Source organism: Pseudomonas sp. IB20, assembly GCF_009707325.1.
In the GTDB taxonomy this organism is placed as follows: domain Bacteria; phylum Pseudomonadota; class Gammaproteobacteria; order Pseudomonadales; family Pseudomonadaceae; genus Aquipseudomonas.
On sequence record NZ_CP046103.1, the window covers coordinates 2,872,146 to 2,897,831 of the forward strand.

25 protein-coding genes and 2 pseudogenes are annotated in these 25,686 nt (G+C 59.4%); 14 read left to right on the forward strand and 13 right to left on the reverse strand.

Translation table 11 applies throughout. The features are described from left to right. Positions 1–80 precede the first annotated feature (80 nt). Positions 81–410: a DUF883 family protein gene (locus tag GJU48_RS13210; protein ID WP_094950687.1), complete on the forward strand. Its 330-nt coding sequence runs from the start codon at positions 81–83 to the stop codon at positions 408–410. Between the two features lie 35 nt (positions 411–445). Here the strand turns inward: GJU48_RS13210 and GJU48_RS13215 are convergent, their stop codons facing one another. Continuing rightward, positions 446–1,483, reverse strand: coding sequence for an Ldh family oxidoreductase (locus GJU48_RS13215; RefSeq protein WP_094950686.1), 1,038 nt, complete (start codon positions 1,481–1,483; stop codon positions 446–448). Positions 1,484–1,721: 238 nt separating this feature from the next. Here GJU48_RS13215 and GJU48_RS13220 point away from each other — a divergent pair, with 238 nt between their 5' ends. Continuing rightward, positions 1,722–2,030 carry a hypothetical protein gene (locus GJU48_RS13220; protein WP_155296012.1) on the forward strand — a complete coding sequence of 103 codons (309 nt, stop codon included), beginning with the start codon at positions 1,722–1,724 and terminating at the stop codon, positions 2,028–2,030. A 19-nt stretch (positions 2,031–2,049) separates the two neighbouring features. On the opposite strand, the gene GJU48_RS13225 is transcribed toward GJU48_RS13220, so the two are convergent. Next, the gene (locus GJU48_RS13225; protein WP_094950684.1) at positions 2,050–2,319 is read right to left on the reverse strand and encodes a PepSY domain-containing protein; all 270 of its coding nucleotides are present in this window, start codon (positions 2,317–2,319) and stop codon (positions 2,050–2,052) included. A gap of 152 nt (positions 2,320–2,471) precedes the next feature. On the opposite strand from GJU48_RS13225, the gene GJU48_RS13230 reads away from it, so the two are divergent. From GJU48_RS13230 to GJU48_RS13260, 7 genes and pseudogenes are all read left to right on the forward strand, one after another. Beyond that, entirely contained in the window at positions 2,472–3,467 is a 996-nt protein-coding gene (locus GJU48_RS13230) for a FecR family protein (protein WP_094950683.1), read from the forward strand. Between the two features lie 316 nt (positions 3,468–3,783). Beyond that, positions 3,784–4,239: a hypothetical protein gene (locus GJU48_RS13235; protein WP_094950682.1), complete on the forward strand. Its 456-nt coding sequence runs from the start codon at positions 3,784–3,786 to the stop codon at positions 4,237–4,239. Beyond that, positions 4,236–4,802 carry an adhesin gene (locus tag GJU48_RS13240; protein WP_094950681.1) on the forward strand — a complete coding sequence of 189 codons (567 nt, stop codon included), beginning with the start codon at positions 4,236–4,238 and terminating at the stop codon, positions 4,800–4,802. Before GJU48_RS13235 ends, GJU48_RS13240 begins: the two co-directional genes overlap by 4 nt. Positions 4,803–4,990: 188 nt before the next feature. Continuing rightward, positions 4,991–5,560 (forward strand): heme utilization protein, encoded by a 570-nt coding sequence (locus tag GJU48_RS13245; protein WP_256671144.1) that lies wholly within the window; start codon positions 4,991–4,993, stop codon positions 5,558–5,560. A gap of 62 nt (positions 5,561–5,622) precedes the next feature. Next, positions 5,623–6,300 carry a C39 family peptidase gene (locus GJU48_RS13250; RefSeq protein ID WP_094950679.1) on the forward strand — a complete coding sequence of 226 codons (678 nt, stop codon included), beginning with the start codon at positions 5,623–5,625 and terminating at the stop codon, positions 6,298–6,300. Positions 6,301–6,337: 37 nt separating this feature from the next. Then, entirely contained in the window at positions 6,338–7,087 is a 750-nt protein-coding gene (locus tag GJU48_RS13255) for a hypothetical protein (protein WP_094950678.1), read from the forward strand. 49 nt (positions 7,088–7,136) lie between these two features. Then, positions 7,137–8,387, forward strand: a pseudogene (locus GJU48_RS13260) (hypothetical protein); the annotation flags it as partial. A 105-nt stretch (positions 8,388–8,492) separates the two neighbouring features. On the opposite strand, the gene GJU48_RS13265 reads toward GJU48_RS13260, so the two are convergent. Then, on the reverse strand, positions 8,493–9,818 hold the full coding sequence (locus GJU48_RS13265; protein ID WP_094950676.1) for a sigma-54 dependent transcriptional regulator: 1,326 nt from the start codon (positions 9,816–9,818) through the stop codon (positions 8,493–8,495). Between the two features lie 344 nt (positions 9,819–10,162). On the opposite strand from GJU48_RS13265, the gene GJU48_RS13270 reads away from it, so the two are divergent. Further along, on the forward strand, positions 10,163–10,423 hold the full coding sequence (locus tag GJU48_RS13270) for a hypothetical protein (RefSeq protein WP_083358686.1): 261 nt from the start codon (positions 10,163–10,165) through the stop codon (positions 10,421–10,423). Between the two features lie 90 nt (positions 10,424–10,513). Here the strand turns inward: GJU48_RS13270 and GJU48_RS13275 are convergent, their stop codons facing one another. The 3 genes from GJU48_RS13275 to gnd are packed head-to-tail and all read right to left on the reverse strand — an operon-like array spanning position 10,514 to position 13,838. After that, the gene (locus GJU48_RS13275; protein ID WP_094950675.1) at positions 10,514–11,338 is read right to left on the reverse strand and encodes an HAD family hydrolase; all 825 of its coding nucleotides are present in this window, start codon (positions 11,336–11,338) and stop codon (positions 10,514–10,516) included. After that, positions 11,335–12,858, reverse strand: a complete 1,524-nt coding sequence (zwf, locus tag GJU48_RS13280) for a glucose-6-phosphate dehydrogenase (protein WP_094950674.1) — start codon at positions 12,856–12,858, stop codon at positions 11,335–11,337. The genes GJU48_RS13275 and zwf overlap by 4 nt, the downstream gene beginning before the upstream one ends. Then, positions 12,855–13,838, reverse strand: coding sequence for a phosphogluconate dehydrogenase (NAD(+)-dependent, decarboxylating) (gene gnd / locus GJU48_RS13285; RefSeq protein WP_094950673.1), 984 nt, complete (start codon positions 13,836–13,838; stop codon positions 12,855–12,857). The genes zwf and gnd overlap by 4 nt, the downstream gene beginning before the upstream one ends. A 269-nt stretch (positions 13,839–14,107) precedes the next feature. Here gnd and GJU48_RS13290 point away from each other — a divergent pair, with 269 nt between their 5' ends. From GJU48_RS13290 to GJU48_RS13305, 4 genes and pseudogenes are all read left to right on the forward strand, one after another. Further along, positions 14,108–14,284, forward strand: a complete 177-nt coding sequence (locus GJU48_RS13290) for a DUF6026 family protein (protein WP_155296013.1) — start codon at positions 14,108–14,110, stop codon at positions 14,282–14,284. Positions 14,285–14,435: 151 nt separating this feature from the next. Next, entirely contained in the window at positions 14,436–16,178 is a 1,743-nt protein-coding gene (locus tag GJU48_RS13295; RefSeq protein ID WP_094950672.1) for a phosphoethanolamine transferase CptA, read from the forward strand. 129 nt (positions 16,179–16,307) lie between these two features. Next, a pseudogene (locus tag GJU48_RS13300) lies at positions 16,308–18,132 on the forward strand (TonB-dependent siderophore receptor). 142 nt (positions 18,133–18,274) lie between these two features. Next, positions 18,275–18,496 (forward strand): hypothetical protein, encoded by a 222-nt coding sequence (locus tag GJU48_RS13305; RefSeq protein WP_094950670.1) that lies wholly within the window; start codon positions 18,275–18,277, stop codon positions 18,494–18,496. Between the two features lie 109 nt (positions 18,497–18,605). On the opposite strand, the gene GJU48_RS13310 is transcribed toward GJU48_RS13305, so the two are convergent. The 7 genes from GJU48_RS13310 to GJU48_RS13340 all read right to left on the reverse strand — a co-directional run bounded on the left by GJU48_RS13310 (position 18,606) and on the right by GJU48_RS13340 (position 25,636). Further along, a complete protein-coding gene (locus GJU48_RS13310; RefSeq protein ID WP_094950669.1) occupies positions 18,606–19,097 on the reverse strand; it encodes a GNAT family N-acetyltransferase in 492 nt (163 codons plus the stop codon). A 158-nt stretch (positions 19,098–19,255) separates the two neighbouring features. Then, positions 19,256–20,362, reverse strand: coding sequence for a cell division protein ZapE (zapE, locus tag GJU48_RS13315; protein WP_094950668.1), 1,107 nt, complete (start codon positions 20,360–20,362; stop codon positions 19,256–19,258). Positions 20,363–20,377: 15 nt separating this feature from the next. Further along, entirely contained in the window at positions 20,378–20,713 is a 336-nt protein-coding gene (locus GJU48_RS13320) for a nuclear transport factor 2 family protein (protein ID WP_094950667.1), read from the reverse strand. Between the two features lie 52 nt (positions 20,714–20,765). Continuing rightward, a complete protein-coding gene (locus GJU48_RS13325) occupies positions 20,766–21,482 on the reverse strand; it encodes a helix-turn-helix transcriptional regulator (RefSeq protein WP_094950666.1) in 717 nt (238 codons plus the stop codon). A 395-nt stretch (positions 21,483–21,877) separates the two neighbouring features. Further along, the gene (gene pepN / locus GJU48_RS13330) at positions 21,878–24,535 is read right to left on the reverse strand and encodes an aminopeptidase N (protein WP_094950665.1); all 2,658 of its coding nucleotides are present in this window, start codon (positions 24,533–24,535) and stop codon (positions 21,878–21,880) included. Positions 24,536–24,548: 13 nt separating this feature from the next. Further along, on the reverse strand, positions 24,549–25,379 hold the full coding sequence (locus GJU48_RS13335) for a DUF2797 domain-containing protein (RefSeq protein WP_094950664.1): 831 nt from the start codon (positions 25,377–25,379) through the stop codon (positions 24,549–24,551). Then, positions 25,376–25,636, reverse strand: a complete 261-nt coding sequence (locus GJU48_RS13340) for a YeaC family protein (RefSeq protein ID WP_094950663.1) — start codon at positions 25,634–25,636, stop codon at positions 25,376–25,378. Before GJU48_RS13340 ends, GJU48_RS13335 begins: the two co-directional genes overlap by 4 nt. Positions 25,637–25,686: the final 50 nt, after the last annotated feature.

Consider the following 25,686-nt stretch of genomic DNA (forward strand, 5'->3'; position numbering starts at 1 on the left):
GCCAGCAAAAAAACTGCAACTTTTGGCGCGGCCCGACACTCCATTATTCACTGTCACATTCACTCGCAAGGAGTCACACAATGGCCCGCAAAACTGTCGCCCAAACTGCCCAAGCTGTTGAAGATCAAATCAAGGATCAAGCGTTCAGTGAACTGACGGCGTTGATCGAAGAATCGGACAAGCTGCTCAAAAGCAGCGCCGCCCTGATAGGCGAGGAAGGCGAAACCTTGCGCGAGCAGGTCGCTATCAAGCTCAAGCAAGCGCTGGACTCGGTGTCCAACGTGCGCGAGCGCAGCAAGCCGGTGGTGGATGCCACCGAGACCTACATCGGTGGCCACCCATGGCAGACCGTGGCCATTTCCGCAGGCTTTGGCCTGGTGGTGGGTCTGTTGCTCGGTCGTCGCAACTAAGCGACTGGGGCTGCTGCCTGCGGCAGCAGCCCGGTTCAACCTTCGGCCAATTCCTGTAGCTGCTGCAGATCCTTCGCTTCAATTTCAACCCCAGCCTCCTGCGACTTCGCCCGTGTGCGATGGCGCCGATCCCCCGGCAACCGCCGCAACCCCGCTGCATGCATCTGCCGCACCAGTTCCTGGCTGCGCTCGGCAAAGCTTTGCCCGGCGGTTTTGCTCGGGTCGATCAGGATCAATAACTGCCCGGTCCAGGGCGTGCGTGCACCCGGGTGATCCGACCAATCGAACTCAAACGAGAAGTTGCCACCGGTCAACGCCGCCGCCAGCAGCTCGACCATCATCGACAGTGCCGAGCCCTTGTGCCCGCCGAACGGCAACAATGCACCGCCTTCAAGGATGGCTTTAGGGTCCTGGGTCGGCTGGCCAAGGCTGTCGACGCCCATGCCCGGCGGCAGGCGCTCGCCGTTGCGCGCGGCAATCTGCACGTCGCCATGGGCAATGGCGCTGGTGGCCAGGTCAAACACGATGGGCGCGCCGTCTGCCCGTGGTGCGGCAAAGGCGATGGGGTTGGTGCCGAACAGCGGGCGATCGGCACCATGGGGCACCACACAGGTCATGCTGTTGACCACACTCAGCGCCACCAGGCCTTCTTCGGCGAAGGGTTCGACATCCGGCCACAACGCGGCAAAGTGATGGGAGTTGTGAATAGCCAGCAATGCAATACCCGCACTGCGAGCCTTGGCCACCAGCAACGCGCGAGCCGCCGCCAGCGCAGGTTGGGCGAAGCCATTGCAGGCGTCTACCCGTAAGAAGCCGGACGCCACATCGGTGACCACCGGCACGGCCTTGCCGTCGACCCAGCCGCTGGCCAGGGTGCTGAGGTAACCGGGGATGCGGAAGATGCCATGGCTATGCGCGCCATCGCGTTCGGCGCTGGCGCAGTTGTGCGCCAGGATGGCGGCCACCTCAGGCGATGTGCCGTGCGTGACGAAGACCTGTTGTAGCAATACCACCAACTCAGTGAAGCCGATAGAGATTGACGCCGTGGCAACTGTCGGAGACTGCGCAGACATTTGAAGCTCCGTTTTTATGATTGGAAGGGGGCAACGAATGGACATTCAGGCCGTTGATTAAACACCACGCACCGCGCCTGATGTCAACTTGCGCACGGCCTCATCAGAATCCGCAAAGAGGCTTCGCCTTTACTGTTCGCGATGACAATAAGCGCAGGCTGTTTTTGGTCACTCGGTTCTTTCAACCGGACCTGGGTAAATACTAGAACCATCAGCAAGGGGGTTTGGAAAGACGTTGGTGGCGGCACTGAAACCAGTTCGGTTAAACAAAAAATCCTCAGTACCACCGGCGCCAACACTCGGTTCTTTCAACCGGGTAAATACTAGAACCATCAGCAAGGGGGTTTGGAAAGACGTTGGTGGCGGCACTGAAACCAGTTCGGTTAAACAAAAAATCCTCAGTACCACCGGCGCCAAGCACCTAAAAGCTGCCCGACAGGTATTCATGAGCGACGCCGACACGCGCATGGACACCCTCTTGGCCAACGCCGATTCGGCGACCTGCTTGATTACTCACCTGGGCCGCGTATTGGATCCGGGGGCTTGAGCAGCCCCCAGAGGCACCGTCAGTCTTTCTGGTCGCGCAGGATGTTGCCGGAAGCGCCGTCGATACGTGCTTCATACACGGTGCCATCGGACTTGCGGCCTTTAACTTCCCAATAGCCGTTGTCGTCCGCTTCGGCCGCGTAAACCTCGACGTATCCAGCCTTGGTCTTGGCCACTTCGATGGCCTTTTCGATGGTAATCCAGCCCGCGCCCGGCTTATCAGCCATCGCTGCACCGGCACTGAGCAGGGCGGTGGTTGCACACAGGGCGACTAAGGTTTTCTTCAGCATGTTCGTACTCCATTGTGGGAATGACGGACTCGTGTCCTGTAATTTCTGATAGTCCCAAACGAGAATAAGTTCCAATTGATGTGCAATCGCCATGATGGCTGTTCTCGCGGTCCGCCTCAGGAGGTTAGAATGCGCGAAATCAGGATGAGTTAATGAGCGAAAAGTCCCTTTCAGAAGCCGAATATGACGCCATCACCGACGCCGCCGCGCATTGGTGCATGCGCCTGCATGCCAGTGATTGCATGGCGGGCGAACGTCAGGCTTTTGCGCAATGGCACGATGCCGACCCGCTGCATGCCTTCGAATATGCGGCCATGTTGGAAATCTGGGACGTGGCCGATCACCTGCCGCGCAGCGAACCTGTGGCAGTGGTGGTGCCGTTCAAGCCGCGCAGCCGCTTGCGCACCTACGCAGTGGCCGCCGCAGTGTGCCTCGCCGCATTGCCGCTGGCGGCCTTTACCGGCTGGGAAGCGGGCTGGCTGCCCAGTTCCTATGAACACTTTGACGCCGCCAATGGCCTGCGCAAGGTCACCCTTGGCGATGGCAGCCAGGTCGAGCTGAACCTGGGTACTGAACTGGTCTACAGCAACTACAAAAACCAGCGCCGGGTGACCCTGAAAAAGGGCGAAGCGTTTTTCAAAGTCAGCCATGACGGCAATCACCCGTTTATCGTGCGCGCGGGCGAAGGGCAGGTTCGGGTCACCGGCACCCAGTTCAACGTCTGGAAGTATGAAGACCAGGTGCGGGTCACGTTGCTTGAAGGCTCAGTGCAGATTGCCAGCGACGCGCTGCACGCCAGCGTGCCGCTCAGCCCCGGCATGCAGGCCAGTTACCACACGGGAGATGCCGCCCCGCAGGTCGCCGTCACCCACCCCAACGACGCAGGCCTGGCATGGCGCCAGGGCAAGCTGGTGCTCGACAATCTGGCCCTGGCCGATGCGCTGCCGCTGATCAACCGCTACCTGAACAAACCGGTGATGCTGGCCGACGCCACAACCGGGACGATTCGCATCGGCGGCATTTACAACATCAATGAGGTCAATAACCTCATCCCGTCCCTGCCCAAGGTGCTGCCGGTCTACCTGACCCAGAACCAGGACGGCAACCCCGTACTCAACTCCATCCCGCGTAAAACGCCCAAAGGCTAAGCCTTTGTTGCACCCATGGGCGTGCTTGCGCCCGCAGTGTCCATTTTTGATACACCTGCCTGGCCTGAACCGCCCACCCGGTGCGGACTCATGCTTTTGTCATGGGCACTGTTACATCGCTGAGACACCCCTGCGGTGGGGCTGGGCATACCCAGCCATACGGCGGGTGTCTCAACGCTGAAACACCCTGGCCATCACTTCGCCCCGCCTTAATCACAACCCACTGAATATCAACACAAAACCAAAAGCGGCACGCGTTCTGCTCTTTCCCTTACAGCGCTGTTTAGGGTCAGCGCGAAGAATAAGGAACACTGCCGTGGACACACACAATCCAGGCTCACTGAGCCTCCTGCTGATCAGCTGTGCATTGAGTGCCAGCGTGAGCTTTCCAGTGCTCGCGGCGGGCGACGGTGTGATCGTGGTCGAACGTCAGGTCCAGCCTTATTCGATCGGCCGTGCACGCGGCGTCGACCCCTACCCCACCACCGTCAATGCCAACCCCTCTGCGCAAGTCTTCCGCGCGACCAGCAATGAGCTGAGCGACCACGACATCGCCGGTATCAGCAGTGGCTCAAGCATTACCCGCAGCATCATGCCCAATGGTGACATCACCGGTTTGAACAACATCGGCAGCGCCAACAACCTGGGTGCGGCCAGTGCAGCCGGCCACGGGGGTGGTAGCGCAATTGCGGGCACCGTCAACGGCGCGATCTCCAGCGGACTCGCCCCGTTGAACAACATCAGCGGCATGGTCGGGGGGGCAATGAAATGAATCGCTCCTGGATGCTTCTCGCAGCGTTCAGCTGCACAGCGGCGATGGCCGACAGCAGCAACAACAACGCAACTATCGACAACTCGGGCAGCCAGTACAACGGCGTGGCCTCGATCAACCAGGCCGCCGGCGACCAGCAACAGTTGAGCAATAACGTCGCCATCGCCGTGGGCCACAACGCCCAGGCCAACATCTCCGTCACCCAGAGAATCAGCGGTGCCGCCGCCGACCGCGCCTTGAACGCCAAGGCCGCGATCCAGGGCAACTCTTTCAGCAATGGCAACGGTGCACTGAGCGTCAACCAGTCGGCCGGGGCCCAGAACCAGATGATCAATGCCGTGCGTATCAGCCTCAGCGCTGGCCCGCAAAGCATCGACGACAGCGTCATGTCGCAACAGAACGTTGCGCTTGCAACCGACTCAGCGTTGACCCCTACCACTGGCAGCCGCCAGGTCGTTACCAGCGACCAGGCCTTCACCGGCAGCCGTGGAGTGGTTCAGGTCAACCAGAGCGCCGGGGTGGGGAACCGAGTGGCTAACACCCTGAATGTACGACTCAACTGATGGAGCTGAGTCGCTAGATAGACCGTACCAACACTTAACCAACTAATTAGAAGCAAGGAGATACACCATGAAAACTACAATGGCTCTTAAACCACTGGCTTTCGCTCTCGCTGCGCTCATGGCTGTTGCTGCTCAAGCGGGTCAACCTCCTACCACGGCGGCGGCAACCACACTGGATGGTCGCCACCATGGATGGTCAAAGCAACCACGGCAACGTAGTGATCAATGACAAAACCAAAAACAACGCCTCCGCCAATGACTCCTACAACCACATCAGCGGCGTGGCCAACGGCAACGTGCTGAGCGGCGACAACAACCAAGGTAAAAACGATGTGGCTATCGTTGCCGGCGATGCCGACTTCGTGTTTGCCACCACCGGCACCGCACAATCGAATACCGGCAACCTGGTGGTCAACAGCGGCACCAAAAACAATGCTTCGCTCAACGACAGCGGCAACCACGCTTCGGGTGTGATTCAACTGAACGCCGCCTCGGGCACCTCCAACCAAGGCAGCAACAGCGTTGCAATCGCCTCGGGCAATGGCAACAGCGGCGCCGCCGCCGTTACCGGCGTGCAAGATGTATCGGGCAACCTGACCCTCAACCTGGCCAGCGGCCACGGCTGGAACACCAAACCGGTGGTCAACAACGCCAGCGTGAACAACTCGATGAACTACAGCTCTGGGGTGTCGAACTCCAACGTTCTGTCGGGCAGCAACAACCAAGGTCAGAACAACGTAGCAATCACTCGCTTCTGATCCTGATTGGGCCTTGGCAACAAGGCCCTTTTTATTTCCAGTGTCCAGCAGGTCATACGATCATGCGCCTCGTTGCCGTCCTTCTTTTGCTCGCACTCACCGGCCACGCCTTGGCGGGGCAAGTGGCAATCGTCATGCCCGGCGGTGGGTTGATGTACAAAAAGGTCGAAAGCATCCGCGAGCGCAAATTCGCCAACCTGGTGGAACAGAAAACCGATTTCAGCTGCGGTGCCGCCGCACTGGCGACCATCCTGCGCCAAGCCTATTGGATGGACGTGGATGAAGACCACGTCATCAAGGGCATGCTGATCAACGCGGACCAGGATCTGGTCCGCACCCAGGGCTTCTCCATGCTTGACATGAAGCGCTATCTGGAAAGCATCCACATGCGCGCCAAGGGCTACCGGATTACGCCTGAAGTGCTGATCACCGTGAAAGTGCCCGTGGTCGTGCTGCTGGAAATTCGCGGCTACAAGCACTTCGTGGTGTTGCAGCGTGCCGACAAGGAGTGGGTGTATATCGGCGACCCCGTGCTGGGTAACAAGCGCTATGCCAAGGACGACTTCGTTAAGGGCTGGAACGGCATTGTGTTCGCGGTGATCGGCGAGGGCTATGACAAGGCCAACGCCCTGCTCACGCCGCCCACCCCGCTGACCGCCAAGAACCAGCTGAACGAGTTCAGCCCGGTGCGCGACAGTGAATTGATGGACTTCGGTTTCATCCAGAGCGACTTCTTCTAGAGGCGCAATAAGGAGCAGGATGCTCCAGGAGCAAACGATGAACACTCTCCGTTGGCTGACGGTCATGTGCTTGGCAGCCTCAGCACCGGCTTACGCATCCTCCGCGTTCACGCCGATCGAACTCAAAGACTCGGAAATGGCTGACCTGCGCGGTCGTTATGTGATGCCCGGACGGATCGTCAGCTTTGGCCTGGTGATGAGCAGCACCTGGACCAACGCCGCCGGTGCAACCGTCACCGGTACCGCCAATATGCAGGTCAACGCTTCCACCATCACCCCGCAGTTCTACGTGCAGATTACCGGCAACGACGGCACCGGCGTGGTCAAGCAGCCTAACGGCACCGGCACTGTGGTGGGCGGTGCGGGCCTGGGCACGGGCCAAGGCGTCACGCAAAGCGTGCGGGCGGCAGGTGACGGTAACACCGCCAATAACGGCGTCGACATCAATGTGACGAAAAACGGCCTGGCGCCGGCCAATTACGTGCAATCCGGGCAGGCCCTCGTTGCCGGCCAGCCGATTACCGGCGGCACGGCGGCCGGCCAAGTCACGGTCACGGCTAAAAATGGCGGGCTGCAAATGGCGCTTCAGGCCAACAACAACCAGGGCAATGTGGTGCAGCAAATTGGCGGCGGCAATGTCCTGCAAGGCACGGTTATTCAAGGCAACAGCAATTTCGTGAACAACCTGACCCAACTCAATGTGGTGCTGGGCAACAACGGTTTGAACAACATCACCCAGAACCTGAATCTTGATCAACTCAAAGGCCTACGCCCTGCCGGTTATTGAACTACGCTGAGCCACGACACTTACGCATTAGAAAGGGACGGCTTATTTCATGCATCGATCGTTATCGTTACGTGCCGTGATTTGTTTGAGTACGCTCCTACCCGCATCCGTGCTGTATGCCGCGCCGGATACGGATATCGAGACGTTGAAACAGGAACTGCTGGAGCTCAAACAGCGTTATGAAGTGCAGCAAAAAGCACTGGCCGTATTGGAGCAACGCGTAAGACAAGTAGAAGATCAACCTGCCACGCCGGCACCCAAACGCTTGGCCAAATCACCTGCCGACTTCCAGAAAGGCGGCACCACTGTCGCCGGCAATACACGCGGGGTCGGCGCTGCTGCAGCTTCTGGCGGCGCAGCGGGTGGCAGTTCCTACGGGCAAAACCTGAAGGACGACTCGGCGCCGGCACAAAGTGTGAGCAACTTGTACAACGAGGCCAGCGGCTTTTTCGGCAACGGCAAGTTCAGCTTTGAAACCGGCATCACCTATGCGCGCTACGACGCGCGCCAGTTGTCGCTCAACGGCTTTCTGGCACTGGACTCGATCTTCCTCGGCAATATCAACCTGGACCGGATCAAGTCAGACAGCTGGACCCTGGACCTCACCGGCCGCTACAACCTGGACAACCGCTGGCAGTTCGACCTGAACGTGCCGGTGGTGTACCGCGAAGCGACCTACCAGTCCGGTGGTGCCGGCGGCGATGCCAAAAACACCTCGGAAGGCTCGGTCACCCGAGACCCAACCATCGGCGATGTCAATTTCGGCATTGCGTATAAGTTCCTCGATGAGAGTGCCAACCTGCCGGACGCGGTGGTGTCATTGCGGGTCAAGGCGCCGACCGGCAAGGAACCGTATGGCATCAAGCTGATTGAGCAAGCCGGCAACGATAACCTCGCGATACCGGAAAGCCTGCCAACCGGTAACGGTGTGTGGTCGGTGACGCCGGGCATTTCCCTGGTCAAGACGTTCGATCCCGCGGTGCTGTTCGGTTCGCTGTCCTACACCCATAACTTCGAGGATTCGTTCAGCGACATCAACCCCAACGTCAACCAGAAAACCCCCGGTAAAGTCAGCCTGGGTGACAGCTTCCAGTTCGGTGTGGGCGTCGCTTTCGCCCTCAACGAGAAGATGAGTATGTCGTTCTCGGTGTCCGACCTGGTGCAACGTAAAAGCAGGGTCAAGCAGAGTGGCCAGGATTGGCAATCGGTGGTCTCCAGCGATGCGAACGCCGGTTATTTCAACGTCGGCATGACCATTGCGGCGTCGGAGAACCTGACGATTGTGCCGAACCTGTCCATTGTAACCGTATTACTTCTAGGGACAGCCGGGCGCGGAGCGTCCCTGGCCACAAAGAAAAGCCCCGCAACGATAAGGGTCGTTGCGGGGCTTTTCGGTTTACCCGCCCTAGCGGATCTGGTGTTTGTGCAGCAACCGGTAGAAGGTCGGCCGGGAAACCCCCAGCACACGGGCCGCGACACTCAGGTTGTCGCTGTGCCGGTTGAGCACATCGCACAGCGCCTGACGTTCGGCGCGGTGCTTGTAATCTTCCAGTGTAGCCATCGGTGGCGCGATTGCCTGCTCAACTTGCAGCCCCAGATCAACGGCTTCGATCTGCCGCCCTTCCGCCAGCACCAAGCCACGGCGTACACGGTTGGCCAACTCGCGCACATTGCCCGGCCACGGGTGTTGCCCCATCGCCACCAGCGCATCTTCGCTGAAACTGCGTGGGCGACGCCCGGTTTCCTGGCTGTAAAAGCGCGAAAAGTGATTGGCCAGCATCGCCACGTCGCCATGGCGCTCACGCAGCGGCGCGGTAATCACCTGCAGGACATTGAGCCGGTAATACAAGTCTTCACGAAAAGTGCCCTTCGCTACCGCCGCTTCCAGGTCGACGTGTGTCGCCGCCAGTACGCGCACATCCACCGGGATGGGCTGGCTGCCGCCGACGCGTTCGATTTGTTTTTCCTGCAGAAAACGCAGCAGGTTGGCTTGCAGTTCCATCGGCAAATCGCCGATCTCGTCAAGGAACAGCGTGCCACCGTGGGCCGCCTCAATGCGCCCGACCTTGCGCTGGTGCGCGCCGGTAAACGCACCTTTTTCATGGCCGAACAGCTCGGACTGAATCAAGTGTTCGGGGATCGCGCCGCAGTTGATCGCGACAAATGGCTTGGCATGCCGCTGGGATTGACGATGCAGGGTCTTGGCCACCAGCTCTTTACCGGTGCCGCTGTCGCCGCGAATCAGTACCGGCGATTCGGTGGGCGCAAGCTTAGCCAGTAATTTACGCAGTTCACGGATGGGTCGGCTGTCGCCGAGCAGTTCATGTTCCGGCTCGTCGACCAGCGCGTAGCCTTTGCCGCGCAGGCGTGCCATGCCGAACGCACGCCCCAGCGTGACCTGCACGCGTGCCACATCAAAAGGCAATGTGTGGAAGTCGAAAAACCATTCGCAGACAAAATCACCGACTTTTTGCAGACGCAGAACATCCGGGCTGAGCACGGCGATCCATTCGGTACCGCTGCGGCTGATCAATTCCTTGACCGCTTCTGGGCGTTCAAGGTGCTCGGGCTGCAAGCGCAGCAAGCCCACATCACACGAGCGATCGCCCACCGCACCTAGGGCACAGCTGTCCACTTCCCACCCGGCGGTGCGCAGGCCGGGCAATAGCCCATGGCAGTCGTCACAGGGATCGACCACCAGCAGGCGACGTTGGGCAGGTGTAACAACCATGACTATTCCTTGGCGCCAGAATTATTAAAGTTATTTAGAAACAATGGTTTGTGATGCCTGGCGCTAACACTAGCAAGGTATTGACGCGCGACTTGTACCGTTTCGCTATAAGTGTTGGCAAAAAGCCACCTCCCGGACTTTTCGACTAAAAACTAGAGGCGCGCCGAAACGTTCATTCAGCTTCCAAAACAGCCGCTTACATGACGTTAATCACGGAAAGTTAAAATTTCTTGCTCTAGGATGTGACCCGTACCCCGCCATCGTGCATCAGTACAAGTAACTAGCCGTTTGGCTCGCCCAACCGACGGCACTCACTTGAATGGGCATTTAGAGAGAACACCCACATGAACGCCCCGCTCCGCATCAACGAAGCTCTTTTGATCGCAGACCGTGCTTTCCAGCCCTTTCAGTGCGTGGCCTGGCACGATGGCAATGGCGCCCTCAGCCTGAGCGTCATCGACCGTACCAATACCCGTATCGGCAGCAAACAACTGTCTTCGAGTGCCTATACCGACCCGGCGCAACTGGAAGATTTGTTGTTGCAGGCGCGCGCCGAACTCGACAAAGATGGCCATCAGTTGCAATCGTGGGCAATGCCGAAGTAATGCGAGGCAGCAACTTGCGATCATTGTCTGCAAGCAGAAACAATGATCGCAAGTTCGCTGTTAGAGCGTGGCCAATTCAAACTGGCGCAGTTACTTCTGCGCGAGAATAAACCGCTCGATAGCTTCGGCTGCGCCATCCTCGATATTACTGCCGGTGACGACGCTGGCTTGACGCTTGACCACTTCTTCGGCCTGGCCCATGGCAATCGACAACCCTGCCACGTGAAACATCGCCGGGTCGTTGCCACCGTCACCGATGGCCAGCGTTTGCTCAAGCGGCACCCCAAGGTGCGCCGCCAGGGTCTTCAGGGCTTCACCCTTGTTGGCGAGCATGGCGGTCACGTCCAGGTACACCGGTTGTGAGCGCGACACATGCGCCAACCCTTCGACCTTGGGTTGCAGCTGTGCTTCCAGCTCTTTGAGCAATTGCGTGTTGTGACTGGCGGCGACGATCTTGTCGACTCGATCCAGGTACGGCTCGAAACTCTCGACCACCACCGGCCCGTAGCCCAAGCCATCCGCTTCCCGCGCGACCATAGGGCCAGGCGGGTCACGGCGCAGCCAATCACCGTCGGCAAACAGCCAGACTTCTACGTCCGGCTCTGCGCTGAACAGCGCCAGCGCAACCAATGCCGCGTCTGCCGGCAGATGATGCGCCAGCAGTATGCTGCCATCGGGGTTGACCAACGTACCGCCATTAAAGCCCGCTACCGGCACATCAATGCCAAACGCTTCGACCATCTGCATCATGGCCTTGGGCGGCCGCCCGCTGGCCAAGCTGAAGAACACCCCGGCTTCGCGCAAAGCGCGCACCGTGTCGATGGTGCGCTGGCTAGGCGTGTGGTCAGCGCGCAGCAACGTGCCGTCCATATCACTCAGTACAAACCGGATGGGATGGATCGCGGCGTCACTCATCCGAGGCTATGCCAGGTGCGGCCATCGCGGGCCAGCAAGGCATCGGCAGCGGCCGGGCCATCTTCACCGGCCTTGTAGGCCTGGATACCGTCGTCTTCTTTCCAGGCATCCAGGAACGGCTGCACCGCACGCCAGCCGTTTTCGATGTTGTCGGCGCGCTGGAACAGGGTCTGATCACCGGTCATACAGTCGTAGATCAGGGTTTCGTAACCCGTAGACGGCTGCATCTCGAAGAAGTCCTTGTAGTCGAAACCCAACTCGATATTGGCCATTTCCAGGGTCGGCCCAGGTTTTTTCGCCAACAGGTCGAACCACATGCCTTCGTTCGGCTGGATCTGGATTTTGAGGTAGGTGGGCTTGAGCTCATCCACTTCGGTATCGCGGAACTGCGCGTAGGGCGCGTGCTTGAAGCAGATCACGATTTCAGTGTCGCGAATGCTCATGCGCTTGCCGGTGCGCAGGTAGAACGGCACGCCGACCCAGCGCCAGTTGTCGATCATCACCTTGAGGGCCACGAACGTCTCGGTGCTGCTGTCGGGCGCGACGTTGGCTTCTTCGCGGTAACCGGGAAGCGCCTTGCCGCCGATCTGGCCGGCGGTGTACTGGCCGCGTACCGAGTTAGCCCGCGCATCTTCCAGTGACCAGGGCCGGATGGCCCCGACGACCTTGGCTTTCTCACCGCGTACCGCATCGGCGCCAAACGCTGCCGGCGGCTCCATGGCGACCATCGCCAGCAGCTGGAACAGGTGGTTGGGCACCATGTCGCGCAGGGTGCCGGTTTTTTCGAAGAAATTACCCCGGGTTTCCACGCCGACGGTTTCCGCCGCGGTGATTTGCACGTGGTCGATGTAATGGTTGTTCCAGAACGCTTCGAACAGCACGTTGGAGAAACGGCTGATGAGAATGTTCTGCACCGTTTCCTTGCCCAGGTAATGGTCGATGCGATAGATCTGCTTCTCGCTCATCACTTTGAGCAGGCACGCGTTCAGCGCTTCAGCGGTGGCGAGGTCAGAGCCGAACGGCTTTTCGATCACCACACGACGGAACGCGTCATCGGTTTCGTTGAGCAAACCGGCGCTGCCCAGGCGCTGCACCACTTCACTGAAGAAGCGCGGTGCAGTGGCCAGGTAGAACACCGCGTTACCGGTGCCGCTGTCGGCGATTTTCTTGCTGATGTCGGCATAGGTGCTGTCGTCGAGGAAGTCACCCTCGACGTAGCTGATACCTTTGGCCAACTGCGCCCACAGCTCAGGGTCCAGGGCGTTGTCGGCATTGCCCTTGACCTTGCTCGCGGCCTCGGTGCGGATGAAATCCTCGAGCTTCTTGGCGAAGTCGGCGTCACTGATGGCGTTGTGATCAACGCCGACAATGCGCAGGCCATCGCCCAGCAGCCCGTCACGACTCAGGTTGTAAAGCGCAGGCATCAGCAGGCGCTTGACCAGGTCGCCATGGGCGCCAAACAGAAACAGCGTGGTGGGTGGAGCGGGTTCGGCCTTGGGTTTCTTGCCGTTAACGGTCATTTTTTGGAAGTCTCCACATGGCCGCCAAAGCCGAAACGCATGGCAGACAGCATTTTGTCACCGTAGGTGCTCTGCTGGCGGGAACGGAAACGCGCGAACAACGAGGTGGACAATACCGGTACCGGCACCGCTTGCTCCATGGCCGCTTCGATGGTCCAGCGGCCTTCACCGCTGTCGGCCACGGAGCCTGAGTAACCGTCGAGTTTCGGGTCGGTAGCCAGGGCGTCGGCAGTCAGGTCCAGCAGCCAGGACGAGACCACGCTGCCACGGCGCCAGACTTCGGCGATGTCGGCGACGTTGAGGTCAAAGCGCTGGTCTTGCGGCAGGTTTTCCGAGTTCTTGGTTTTGAGGATGTCGAAGCCTTCGGCAAAGGCCTGCATCATCCCGTACTCGATGCCGTTGTGAATCATCTTCACAAAGTGCCCGGAACCGGCCGGGCCAGCATGGATGTAGCCGTGCTCGGCGCGGCTGTCAGCCTGGGCGGAACGGTCCTTGGTGCGTGGGATATTACCCAGGCCCGGAGCCAGGCTGGCGAAGATCGGGTCGAGGCGCTGCACGGTCGCGGCGTCGCCACCGATCATCATGCAATAGCCACGTTCCAGGCCCCAAACGCCGCCAGAGGTGCCGACGTCGACATAGTGCAGGCCTTTTTCCGACAGCGCTTTAGCGCGACGTACGTCATCCTTATAGTTGGTGTTGCCGCCGTCGATGATCACATCACCGTCTTCCAGCAGTTCGCTCAGTTCATTGATGGTGTTTTCAGTCGGGTCGCCTGCAGGCAGCATGACCCAAACGGCGCGCGGCTTTTGCAGGCCGGCTACCAGGGCTTTCAAGTCGGCGACGCCGGTGGCGCCCTCCTCGCTCAAGCCTTTTACAAATGCTTCGTTACGGTCGTATACAACGGTGGTATGCCCATTGAGCATCAGGCGCCGCGCAATGTTACCGCCCATGCGGCCTAGTCCGATAATCCCCAGTTGCATGTGCTGATGCTCCTAACTGCTAAAAAATGTGTGACATAGTTTATAGCGCAATGAGGCTAATGAGGGTTAGTCCAGAGCAGATCCGTGTAGTTTCATGACAAAAAAATAGCCATCGTTTCAGCATCACGGCCCAAAAAGTCACAAGACCATCAAAAATAAAAAAGTTCCCTTGATTCAAAAAAGAATTCAGAATTGCTTCCGACTGTTGTCGAGAACCTTGATTCAAGCGTTCCGGCACCGCGATCTACCGGCTATTTGCGAGGTAAGCAATGAGCACAGCACAGATGACCCGCCCGCCACAGACCCTCTACGTCAGCGTCCGACGCGATGAATTGCGCCAGTTGAAAGACGAGCGCGATCAGTTGCAGCAGGAAGTGCTGCGCCTGCGCTCACACCTTCAAGCCCAAATCAACCTAGCCTCCGGCACCCAGCCCGCCCTTTGCTGAACGTAAGCTGAACGAACCGTTCAGGAATAACTCACAAAGTTTTCACATCTTCCTCCCGATACTCCCGCCGAAAAGGGCCGCCCACGTGCGGTGGCCCTCTGTTGCGCGCATTCCTGCGCGACGACTGGCAATTATCGGGTTGGAGCGCTGGATGGCGATGTTCAAACGCAGCACGAAGTCTGCGAAAGGCTTTGATTGGGCTGGCCTTGGCTGGCTGTTCCTGTTTTTCTGGTACTTCTCGGGTATTACCCAACTTCTGATCCAACTGACCGGCACCTCCGGTTTCAGCGGTTTTCGCCAAGCGTTCTTCATGAGTGCGCTGTGGCTGGCGCCGATGCTGCTATTCCCACGGCGTACACGCTTGCTCGCCGCCTTGATCGGTGTGGTGCTGTGGGCCTGTTCCATGGCCAGCCTGGGTTACTTCTTCATCTACCAGCAGGAATTTTCGCAAAGCGTCATCTTCATCATGTTCGAGTCGAACATCTCTGAAGCCGGCGAATACGCCACCCAATACTTTGCCTGGTGGATCGTGCTGGCGTTCATCGCCCATACCGCCCTGGCTGTTTTTCTGTGGACCCGCGTGCGTCCGGTTTACTTGCCGCGTGGCCAGTCGATACTGGCGGCGACCGCCATCGTAGTGGCCGTGGTCGGTTACCCGCTGGTCAAACAGATTGCTACCAATGACAGCATGGAACACGCCATCGACGGTTTCGAGACCCGCATCGAACCTGCGGTGCCGTGGCAGATGATCGTCGCTTACCGCCGTTACACCGAACAGCTGAACAGTATGCAAGGCATGCTGACCAGCGCCAGCCAGATCCCGCCCCTGAAGAACCTCAAGGACAGCATGGCCGGCCAGCCGTCGACCCTGGTGCTGGTCATCGGTGAATCCACCAACCGTCAGCGCATGAGCCTTTACGGCTACCCGCGCAACACCACGCCGGAACTGGACAAGCTGCGCGACCAACTGGCGGTGTTCGATAACGTCATCACCCCGCGCCCCTACACCATTGAAGCGCTGCAACAGGTGCTGACCTTCGCCGATGAAGAGAACCCGGACCTGTACCTCAAGACGCCGTCAATCATCAGCGTGATGAAACAGGCCGGCTACAAGACCTACTGGATCACCAACCAGCAGACCATGACCAAGCGCAACACCATGCTCACGACCTTCTCCGAACAGGCCGACGAGCAGGTGTATCTCAATAACAACCGCAACCAGAACGCCCGCCAATACGACGGCGACGTGCTGGCACCGTTTGCCAAGGCCATGGCCGATCCCACCGAGCGCAAGTTCATCGTGGTGCACCTGCTGGGTACGCACATGAGCTATCAGTACCGCTACCCGCCGACCTTCGACAAATTCACCGATCGCAAGGGCGTACCGCCGGGCATCAGCGACGCGCAGCTGCCGGTCTACAACAGCTACGACAACGCCGTGCTGTACAACGACTTCGTGGTATCAAGCCTGATCAAGGACTACGCCAAGACCGATCCCAACGGTTTCCTGCTTTACCTGTCAGACCACGGCGAAGACGTGTACGACTCGGTCGGCCACAGCACCCTGGGGCGTAACGAGGGCAAGCCGACGGCACCGATGTACACCATTCCCTTCATGGCGTACGCCTCACCGAAATGGCGCGAAACCCACAACTGGAGCTTCGCAAGCAGCCTGCAGCGGCCCTCCAGCAGTTCGCAATTGATTCACACCTGGGCAGACCTCGCCGGGCTGAGCTTCGATGAATGGGACCGCAGCAAAAGCTTGGTCAATGACAACTTCAAGCCGCGCCCATTGATGATTGGCGACCCCTATATCGCCCAGAAAAAAGGCCTGATCGATTTCAGCTTGATCAAGCCGAAGAAGCCGGATGCGGCTGAGGTGGTTGCCAAATAGTTGAGGGCTCTGCAACAGAAAGATAACAATCATTCTCGTTTAAGCCTAAAGTTCCCCGCCTCCTTTCGTCTTTGAGCCATGGCCTTCCCTTTCCGGGGCGGCCTCAAAGACGACAAGGAGTCTACCGCGATGTTCGCGCCTTTTACCCGTTCCATGACCCTCACCCTTGGCCTGTTTGGCGCTGTTTTAAGCCCGGACCTGCTGGCTGAAACCGACCCCGAACACCCTCCGGCGAAAGCCCTTGAGCTGGGCGCCACAAGCATCACCGCCGAAGGCCTGGGCGCCAACACCGAGCACACCGGGGCCTACACCACGGGCTCGATGAGTACGGCGACCAAGCTCGACCTGTCCATTAAAGAAACCCCGCAGTCGATCTCGGTGATCACCCGCCAACAGATGGACGACTTCAATCTCAACACCCTGACCGACGTGCTGCGCCAGACCACGGGTGTCAACGTCCAGCACAACGACTCCGACCGCGTTTCCTATACCTCCCGTGGCTATGGCATTACTAACTACCAGGTTGACGGTATGCTCAGTACCTTCGGGTATATGAAGTCAGACGCCGACACCATCATCTACGACCGCATCGAGGTCGTCCGCGGTGCCACGGGGCTGACCACCGGTGCAGGCGACCCCTCGGCCACCGTCAACATGGTACGCAAGCGCCCTACCGCAAAATGGCAGGCCAAGGCCGGCGTGAGCGCTGGCAGCCATGACAACTACTACAGCTACGTGGATGTGGGCGGCCCACTGGCATTTGACGGTCGCTTACGCGGGCGCAGCGTGCTGGCCTACCGCGACAGCAAGTCGATCCGTGACAACTACGGGCTACAGCGCACCGTCGGCTACGGCATTCTAGAGGGCGATCTTTCAGACGACACCGTGCTGGCCGTAGGCTTTGATTACCAGGACAAGCACGTGCAAGGTACCTCGTGGGGCACCGTGCCTTACTGGAACAGCCAAGGCGGCAAGGCCAAGCTCTCGCGTTCCACCAACATGGCGGCGGATTGGAGTTCCTGGCCACTGACGGACAAGACCACCTTCGTGACGCTGGACCATCGGCTCGCGGGTGACTGGCACCTGAAAGCGGCCTATACCCATCGTCAAAGCGATACGGACGGCAAGGTCTACTATGGCGGCGCCGGCTTTCCTAATGAAAATCGCAGCGGCATGAACGCCTGGAGCAGCCATATGCTCGGCACCTCCAGAATGGAGGCCATTGACCTCAGCCTCGCCGGGACTTATGCGCTTGCCGGTCGCGAGCACAAGCTGATGGTGGGGTATGCGGAACAAGTACCTGGAACCCGTCGTAGGTAGCAATTACGAGGTGGGCCTCAAAGGCAGCCTGCTGGAACAGCGCTTGAATGTGGCCGCGGCTTATTTCTGGAGCACCCAGGACAACGTGGCAGAACGGGACGACTCGGTACCACCGAACCCGACCACAGGCGAGGAGTACTACAAATCCGGTGGCAAAGGTAACAAGGTAAAGGGCTTCGAACTGGAGGTCGCCGGTGAAGTCATGCGCGATTGGAATGTGACTGCCGGCTACACCTATACCCACTCGCTGAATGGCTCAGGCAAACGCAACAATACCGAACAGCCACTCAACCTGCTGAAGGTCTCCAGCGCCTACCGGCTGCCTGGCGCGTGGCACAAGCTGACCGTCGGTGGCGCGGTCAACTGGCAGAGCGACACGTATGACTTCAGCAACCGCCCGACGGGCGCCCGGGATGGCGAGGGCAACCTGATCACCACGCGGGCGAAGATCACCCAACAGGCCTACACCGTGGTCAACCTGATGTCGCGTTATCAGTTCGACGAGCATGTTTCGGCATCAGTTAACGTCAATAATCTATTTGATAAAAAATATTACGAACGTGTCGGCTTTTATAATGGCGTGTATTGGGGAGACCCGCGCTCTATCACGCTCGCGCTGGACTGGAGGCTTTAAGCCACGCCCCCGAAGTTAACACAATCGTTAACTTTTGGGGCGCGCCCCGTTAATTCCCTCTTAATAAGGCCCCTCCAAACTCGCCCCATGAATCTGATCAAGGAGCGACCGGAAACCTATCACTCTTAATGGGAATACTGCCATGAAACTCTCGACCTTGATGCTTGCCAGCCTGATGACCCTGACCTCCGCTGCCGCCTTTGCAGAAGGCGGTTCAGAGCGCTCCAAGCAGTTTTACAACGACTTCACATTCATGCAGCAAAAGACACACGGCACGGCTGACAAAACAGCGATTGCCGATGGCAAGACTGTAAAGCCTCGCACTACCGAACAACCGGATGCCGAGCAAAAACCGAACAGCTAATTTAATACTTAGTTAATCCGCACTACCCTGCGCCATTCCGCTCCGTTGGCAAAGGTTAACTTGGCGCCATTTAATGGCGCCTTTTTTTTGAGTTTAATAACCGCAACTATTAAAGCGGTTTATTCCAGAACAACATGCGCCCGTGAGCCGGGTCAAAAATCGAATCATCAAAACCGAACTTGCGATACGCCGACTGAGCCACCTCATTGCCCTCGAGCACCTCCAGGGTGATCTTGCAGCAACCACGCTGACGCGCGATCTCTTCGACCTTCTGCAACATTTTCTGACTCAACCCCAGGCCCCGAAACTGATTCATCACCACCACGTCGTGAACGTTGACCAACGGGCGGCAAGCAAACGTCGAGAACCCTTCAAAGCAGTTAACCAACCCCGCCGGCTCGCCGCCGACAAACGCCAGTACGCTGAACGCGTGGGCGCGCTTGGCCAGTTCGGCGGGCAGTTGCTGCAGCAAGTCCGCAGGCAACGTATGGCCGCCGCCCATTGGGTCTTCGGCGTAATGGTTAAGCACCAGGCCGATGGCCTCGGCATGAACGGGGTTGGTGTAGCTGGCTTGCAGCACCAGGATGTCTGGGGTGTCCATGTCCTTCCTCAATCACGACAACAAGGGAATAGGCTCCCTTTTAGGGGAACAATTGTAAGCGCGGAGCAGGCAGTAGATGAAGGAGATTAACTACAAATGCCCGATAGAAAGCGCGAAGGTTGTGCGCATTAACAGGCACCATCAGCCTCGGATTTGTCCTATGCGCCGAAACGTTGAAGTTGCATCTCTTGTAAGCGGCTCAGGGTCCGTCGAAATGCAAACTCAAGATAGCCTTCGGTGTAGAGGTTTTGCAGCGGCACGCGGGCCTCGATGAACAACGGCACTTTACGGTCATAACACTCGTCCACCAGCGCTATAAAACGCCGCACGCTGTCATCATGCAGCGACAATTCAGGTAACTCACGATCACCGGCCACGACGCGCTGGGCAGCATCTTCGGTGCCCCGGGCAATGCGCGCCGGGCGTTTTTGCGCGCTCAGGTTGGGGACTTCACCCAGCAGAATCGCCTTGAAGCGGTCGCACAGCAGCATAAAGTCCATGGCCGCCAGCGGCTGTTCGCACAGATCACAGTAGCGGCACCATAGCACCGTGTCGCTGGACTGCACCGCCACAATCGAACGATAACCAACCGTAACCGCCCCGCCGCTCACCGCCTGCCCTTCACTCAGCTGCTTGAATACCGTGGCGAGCGCATCCGGCTGGTTCACCCAGTAGCGTTGCAGGCCCACACCAGGATGCAACCGGTGATCTTCACCACCGTCTACCGCCACCACTTGCATGTGCTGCTTGATCGCCTCAATGCCCGGCAGGAAACGCTCGCGATTGAAGCCGCCGGCGTAGAGCTGGTCGGGCGGCTGATTCGACGTGCAGACCACCACCACGCCCTCCTCGAACATCACCTGGAACAAGCGGCCGAGAATGATCGCGTCACCGATGTCATTCACGAACAGCTCATCGAAACACAGCACACGCACTTCCCGGGCGAGCTCCCGGGCCAAGGCCTGCAAAGGGTCCTGGATACCGCTGAGCTGGAACGAGCGCTGATGCACCCAGCCCATGAAGTGATGGAAATGCTGGCGTCGCGCGGGCACCCGCAGGCTTTGGTAGAACTGGTCCATCAACCAGGTTTTGCCGCGCCCCACCGGCCCCCACAGATAAACCCCGGTGATGGGCGCGCGGCCTTGATGCAAGGCCTCGTGGCAGGCTTGCAGGGCTTGCACCGCCTGGCACTGGGCGTCGTCGGGGACGAACCCTTGCTGGGCGATGGCGTGTTGGTAAGCGGCGAGAGGCGAGTCGAAAGTCATGCGTGCCAGTATGACTTACAAGGAGATATCCAGCCGTGAAATCTTGCCCTGCCCGTTCAGGCGGAAGGTGTAGCGCAGCTCCAGCGGGCTACCGGGGAAATTGCCGGAAACCACATTACTGACCAACACCTTGCCGGTGCGATGCTGCACGTTGAGTACTTCGACCCGCGGCTGGTAGCGACGCCCGGTGTCTTCCATCCAGCGGGCAATGGCGGCACTGCCGGCCTGATGCTCGCCCTCATCGAACACGTTGGCGTCCTCGGCAAACCAATCGGAAACGGACGAAATGTCGCGGGTATTCGTCGCAGTGATATAGGCCACGATGGCCGGCGCCAATTCAGCAGTAGACATGGCACAGCTCCTTGTTTGGTGATTTGTAACACCATGCTAAGCCAGGGCTGTGTCAGTTTTTGTCAGGAGTAAACGGCCCGGCTTCATTCTGCTCCATCAACTTGCGCCAGGCGCGTAGCCAGTCGCTGCGTCGCCCCGGATAACGCTCGCCGTGGGCTTGGGCGGCGGCCACCCGGTCGGTGCGAAAAGTGCGATAGGCACCGCGCAATTCACACCAGGCCACGATCACCCGTACCTCGTTGAGAAAGCCCAGGGCCAGCGGCCAGATCAGGCGCTGGCTCTGGGTTTGGCTCGCGTCTGCGTAATCGATATGCAATTTGGCCTGATTGCGAATGGCCTCGCGAAACACATTAAGCGGCACACGGTTTTCCGGGTAGCCAAACCCTGGCGGGCCCGGCAGCAACGTCGGGTTACGCAGGGCTTCCTGCGCCGTCGGGTCAAGCACATCGGCAATCTTCGCCAAAGCGTTCGCGGCGGCGCGGCTCAATACCTCATCACCGCGCTGATCGACGTAGCGCAAGCCCAGCACGATGGCTTCGGTTTCGTCGGCGTTGAGCATCAATGGCGGCAAAAACAGGCCGCTGCGCAACACATACCCGACCCCGGCCTCGCCGAAAATCGGTGCGCCCAAGGCGGTCAATTCGGCGATATCGCGGTACAGCGTACGCTCGGAAACTTCCAGCTGTGCAGCCAGTACGGCGGCTGTTACCGGGCGTTTTTTGCCGCGCAGGGCTTGGAGCAAAGTCAGTAGACGAGTGGTACGCGACACGTTGATCCCGCCTGAAAAACGAAAATGTGCCGCAGCTTAGCAGAGCCCCCTGTCAGAAAATGTCAGCAGTAAAAAAGCCGTCTGACTGAATAGCTGACGCAGATCATTTTGTTTTCGATGGCGACCTCGCAGCGGGTGGCAACTTACTAAATACCGGCGCGCGCCCTCGGCCAACCGTTATCTGAGACGAAAAAATAAGCGCAGATCCCCTGTGGGAGCGGCGGTGCGACGATTCGATTTGCCCGCGAAAGCGGTGGGTCAGTCAACATCCATGTTTGCTGGGCCGACGTCATCGCGGGCAAGCCCGCTCCCACATTTTATCTTCGCTGCTGGCAACCGTTATCTGAGACGAAAAAAAACGGCCTGAGCAGGCCGTTTTTTTTCAAGCGCAGAACTTACGCAAGGCTCTTGCTGACCACCTCGAACACATCGCTGGACAGCTCACCGCAGGCACGAATGCGCTCCAGCTGCGCCTTCATCAGCGCCTGGCGCGCGCTGTCGTATTTGCGCCAGCGGGTCAACGGCGCCAACTGGCGCGAGGCGATCTGTGGATTGAAGGCGTTCAACTGGATCACCAAGTCCGCCAGGAAACGGTAGCCCGAGCCATCCGCCGCGTGGAAGTTGATCAGGTTCTGCCCGGCAAACGCGCCGACCAGTGCCCGTACCTTGTTCGGGTTCTTGATGTTGAACGCCGGGTGTTCCATCAACGCGTTGACCCGCGCCAGCCCGCCCGGCAAGGTGCTGCCAGCCTGCACGCTGAACCACTGATCCATGACCAACGGGTTGTCCTTGAAGTTCTCGGCAAACACCGCCAGCGCCTTGGCCTTCTCGGCCTCGAACGGCGAATTCACCAACACCGCCAGCGCGGTCAGGCGTTCGGTCATGTTGTCGCTGGTGTCAAACTGGTCCAGCGTCGCCACCAGCACTTGCGGCTTGCCGCTGAGCATCAGGTACGACAGCGCGATGTTCTGCAAGGCGCGACGGGCAAAGTGCTCGGCCGCCGCCACGTACGGCGTCTGCTTGGACAGCTCGCGATTGGCCTGGTAGCGCAGCCACAGCGATTCATAGAGGTTGTCGGCCAGTTGCTTGCGGGCAAACTCACGGGCAGCGTGGATCGCATCCACATCCGCCACTTCACTGATTTCGGTCAGGTAGGCTTCGCTTGGCAGCGAGAGCATCTCGGCGACCATCGCCTGGTCCAGGCTTTCATCGCTCAACACCGTGCGCAGCGCGTCGATCAAGCGCTGATCCAGCTTCAGCGGCTGACCCGCCTGATGCTGACCGATCAGCTCCTGCAACACCTGCACCGACAGTTGCTGGCCGGCATCCCAGCGGTTAAAGCCGTCGCTGTCATGCTGCATCAGGAACATCAGCTGGTCGCGGCTGTACGGGAAGCTCAGTTTCACCGGCGCCGAGAAGCCGCGCAGCAGCGACGGCAACGGCTGTTCGGCGATATCAACGAACGTCAAGGTCTGCTCGGCTTCGGTCACCGAAATCACCCGGGACGTGGCGCCAGCGCTTGCCTCACCGGCCAGGCGCAAGGCGATAGCGGCGCCATTCGCGTCCAGCAGGCCCAGCTCAACCGGAATCACGAACGGCAGTTTTTCAACCTTGTCCGGGGTTTGCGGGCAGCTCTGGCGGAAGGTCAGGCTGTAGGTCTTGGCAGCGGCGTCGTAGGACTCGCTCACCACCAGGCGTGGCGTGCCGGCTTGGCTGTACCAGCGCTTGAACTGCGTCAGGTCGGCGCCGTTCGCATCTTCCATGGCCTTGATGAAGTCGTCGCAGGTCACGGCCTGGCCGTCATGGCGTTCGAAGTACAGGTCGCTGCCTTTGCGGAAGCCTTCGGCGCCGAGCAAGGTGTGGATCATGCCGACCACTTCCGAGCCCTTTTCGTACACGGTCAGGGTGTAGAAGTTGGAGATTTCGATAAAGCTGTCCGGGCGCACGGCGTGGGCCATGGGGCCGGCGTCTTCGGCAAACTGGTGGGTACGCAGGTACGCCACGTCCTGAATGCGCTTGACCGTGGCCGAGTTCATGTCGGCCGAGAAGCCCGAGTCGCGGAACACGGTGAAGCCTTCCTTCAACGACAGCTGGAACCAGTCGCGGCAGGTCACGCGGTTGCCCGACCAGTTGTGGAAATATTCGTGGGCGACGATCGCCTCGACCCGCTGGTGCGCGGCGTCGGTGGCGGTTTCGGCGCGGGCCAGCACGGCGCTGGAGTTGAAGATATTGAGGCCCTTGTTCTCCATGGCGCCCATGTTGAAGTCATTGACCGCCACGATCATGAAGATGTCGAGGTCATACTCGCGGCCGTAGGTCTCTTCATCCCAGCGCATCGACTTCTTCAGGCTGTTCATGGCGTGCTGGCACTTGTCGATATTTTCTGGCTCGACGTAGATGCGCAGCGCCACTTCGCGGTGGGTCATGGTGGTGAAGGTATCTTCAACACACCACAAATCACCGGCCACCAGCGCGAACAGGTAGGCCGGTTTCTTGAACGGGTCTTCCCAGGTCGCCCAGTGGCGGCCGTCTTCACCCGGGCCGCTGGCGATCGGGTTGCCGTTGGACAGCAGCACCGGGTAGCGGTGTTGCTCGGCGATCACGGTGGTGGTGAAGGTGCTCATCACGTCCGGGCGGTCGAGGTAATAGGTGATTTTACGGAAGCCTTCAGCCTCGCACTGGGTGCAGAACATGCCGCTGGATTTGTACAGGCCTTCCAGGGCGGTGTTGGTTTCCGGGTGGATGCGCACGCTGGTGTCGACCGTGAAGGTCTCGCTGGTCGGGTGCAGGGTCAGGTGGCTGTCGGTCAGCTGGTAGTCGGCTGCGCTCAGTTCACGGTCGCCCAGGGTGACGCTCAACAGCTCCAACTGCTGGCCATCGAGCAACAGCGGCGGCAGGCCGGCGCCGCGCTCGGGGTTGCGGCGCATCACCAGCTGCGCGTGGACCAGGCTGTGGTCCTCGAACAACTCGAAGGTCAGGTGCGTCTCTTCAATCAGGTAGTCCGGCGCCTGATAGTCCTTCAGGTAAATCATCTTCGGTTGTTCGGTGCGCATGGGTGGCATCCTTCTACTGATGCACGGCGAGCTGGTAGGCCGTGTACTTACGAATGTTGATAACGCCGGTGTCGAAGATCAGGTATTGGCCCTTGATCCCCAACAGCGTGCCTTCGGCAATCGGGTTCTTGTCCAGGTTGAAGCTGACGATCTTGGCGGGATACTGCTCCACCGGGTAGCGGATTTCGAGTGGTTCGATGTCGGTTACCGGTTGGATGGCTTGTAGGCCAAAGCGTTCCTGCAAATTCAACAGGCCTTCGGCGCACGAGGCGAACAGCTCATCGCGCACCTGCGCAAGGTCCACCGATTGCGCGTCGCCCTTGAGTAAAGCACGCCAGTTGGTCTTGTCCGCCACTTGGCTGCGGAACAGGTCTTCGACGAAACCTGACTGCTGGCGAGTCGCAACGCGCATGATCGGCAGCGCCTGGCTGGCGCCCTGGTCCAACCAACGGGTTGGCAACTGGGTGGCACGGGTGATGCCGACCTTGATGCCCGACGAGTTAGCCAGGTACACCACATGGTCGGTCATGCAGAATGTTTCGCCCCAACCCGGATCACGGCAGGTGCCGGCGTCGTAATGGCAACGCTCGGGGCTCATGATGCACAGGTCGCACTGGGCCAGTTTGGTCATGCACGGGTAGCAGTAACCCTGGCTGAAACTGGTCTTGGTCTTGCGACCGCAATGGCTGCAATGGATGGCGCCGAGGTATTCCAGGCGCACGTGAGTGCCGATCAATGGGTTGACCGGCACCTCGGTATCGCCAAGGCGAAACGCGTATTGAACGGTCGGCTCACCGAGTTGCGCCGACATTTTGCTGACTGCACCGCGACCAATTTCAATCAATGGATCGCATCCGACTTGAACAGAATGTTCGGCACCGGCGCCGACTTGGACGCACATTCCTGCGGGCCCATGTAGCCGGTACGCTGCTCTTCTGGCAGGTTCTGGATTTCCCAGGCGATCACCGCTTGCAGCGACAGTTCGCGCTGCTCAGCAGTGAGCTTGCGGCCATCGGACCACTTGCCGATTTCCACGGCGAGCTTGAGGCTCTCGTAGACGTCCGGGGTGATGTTTTCGATCATTTCAGCAAAAGACGACATGTGCACAACCTCTAGATAACGGTCGCTGGTTCAGCGAATGCAATGATGAC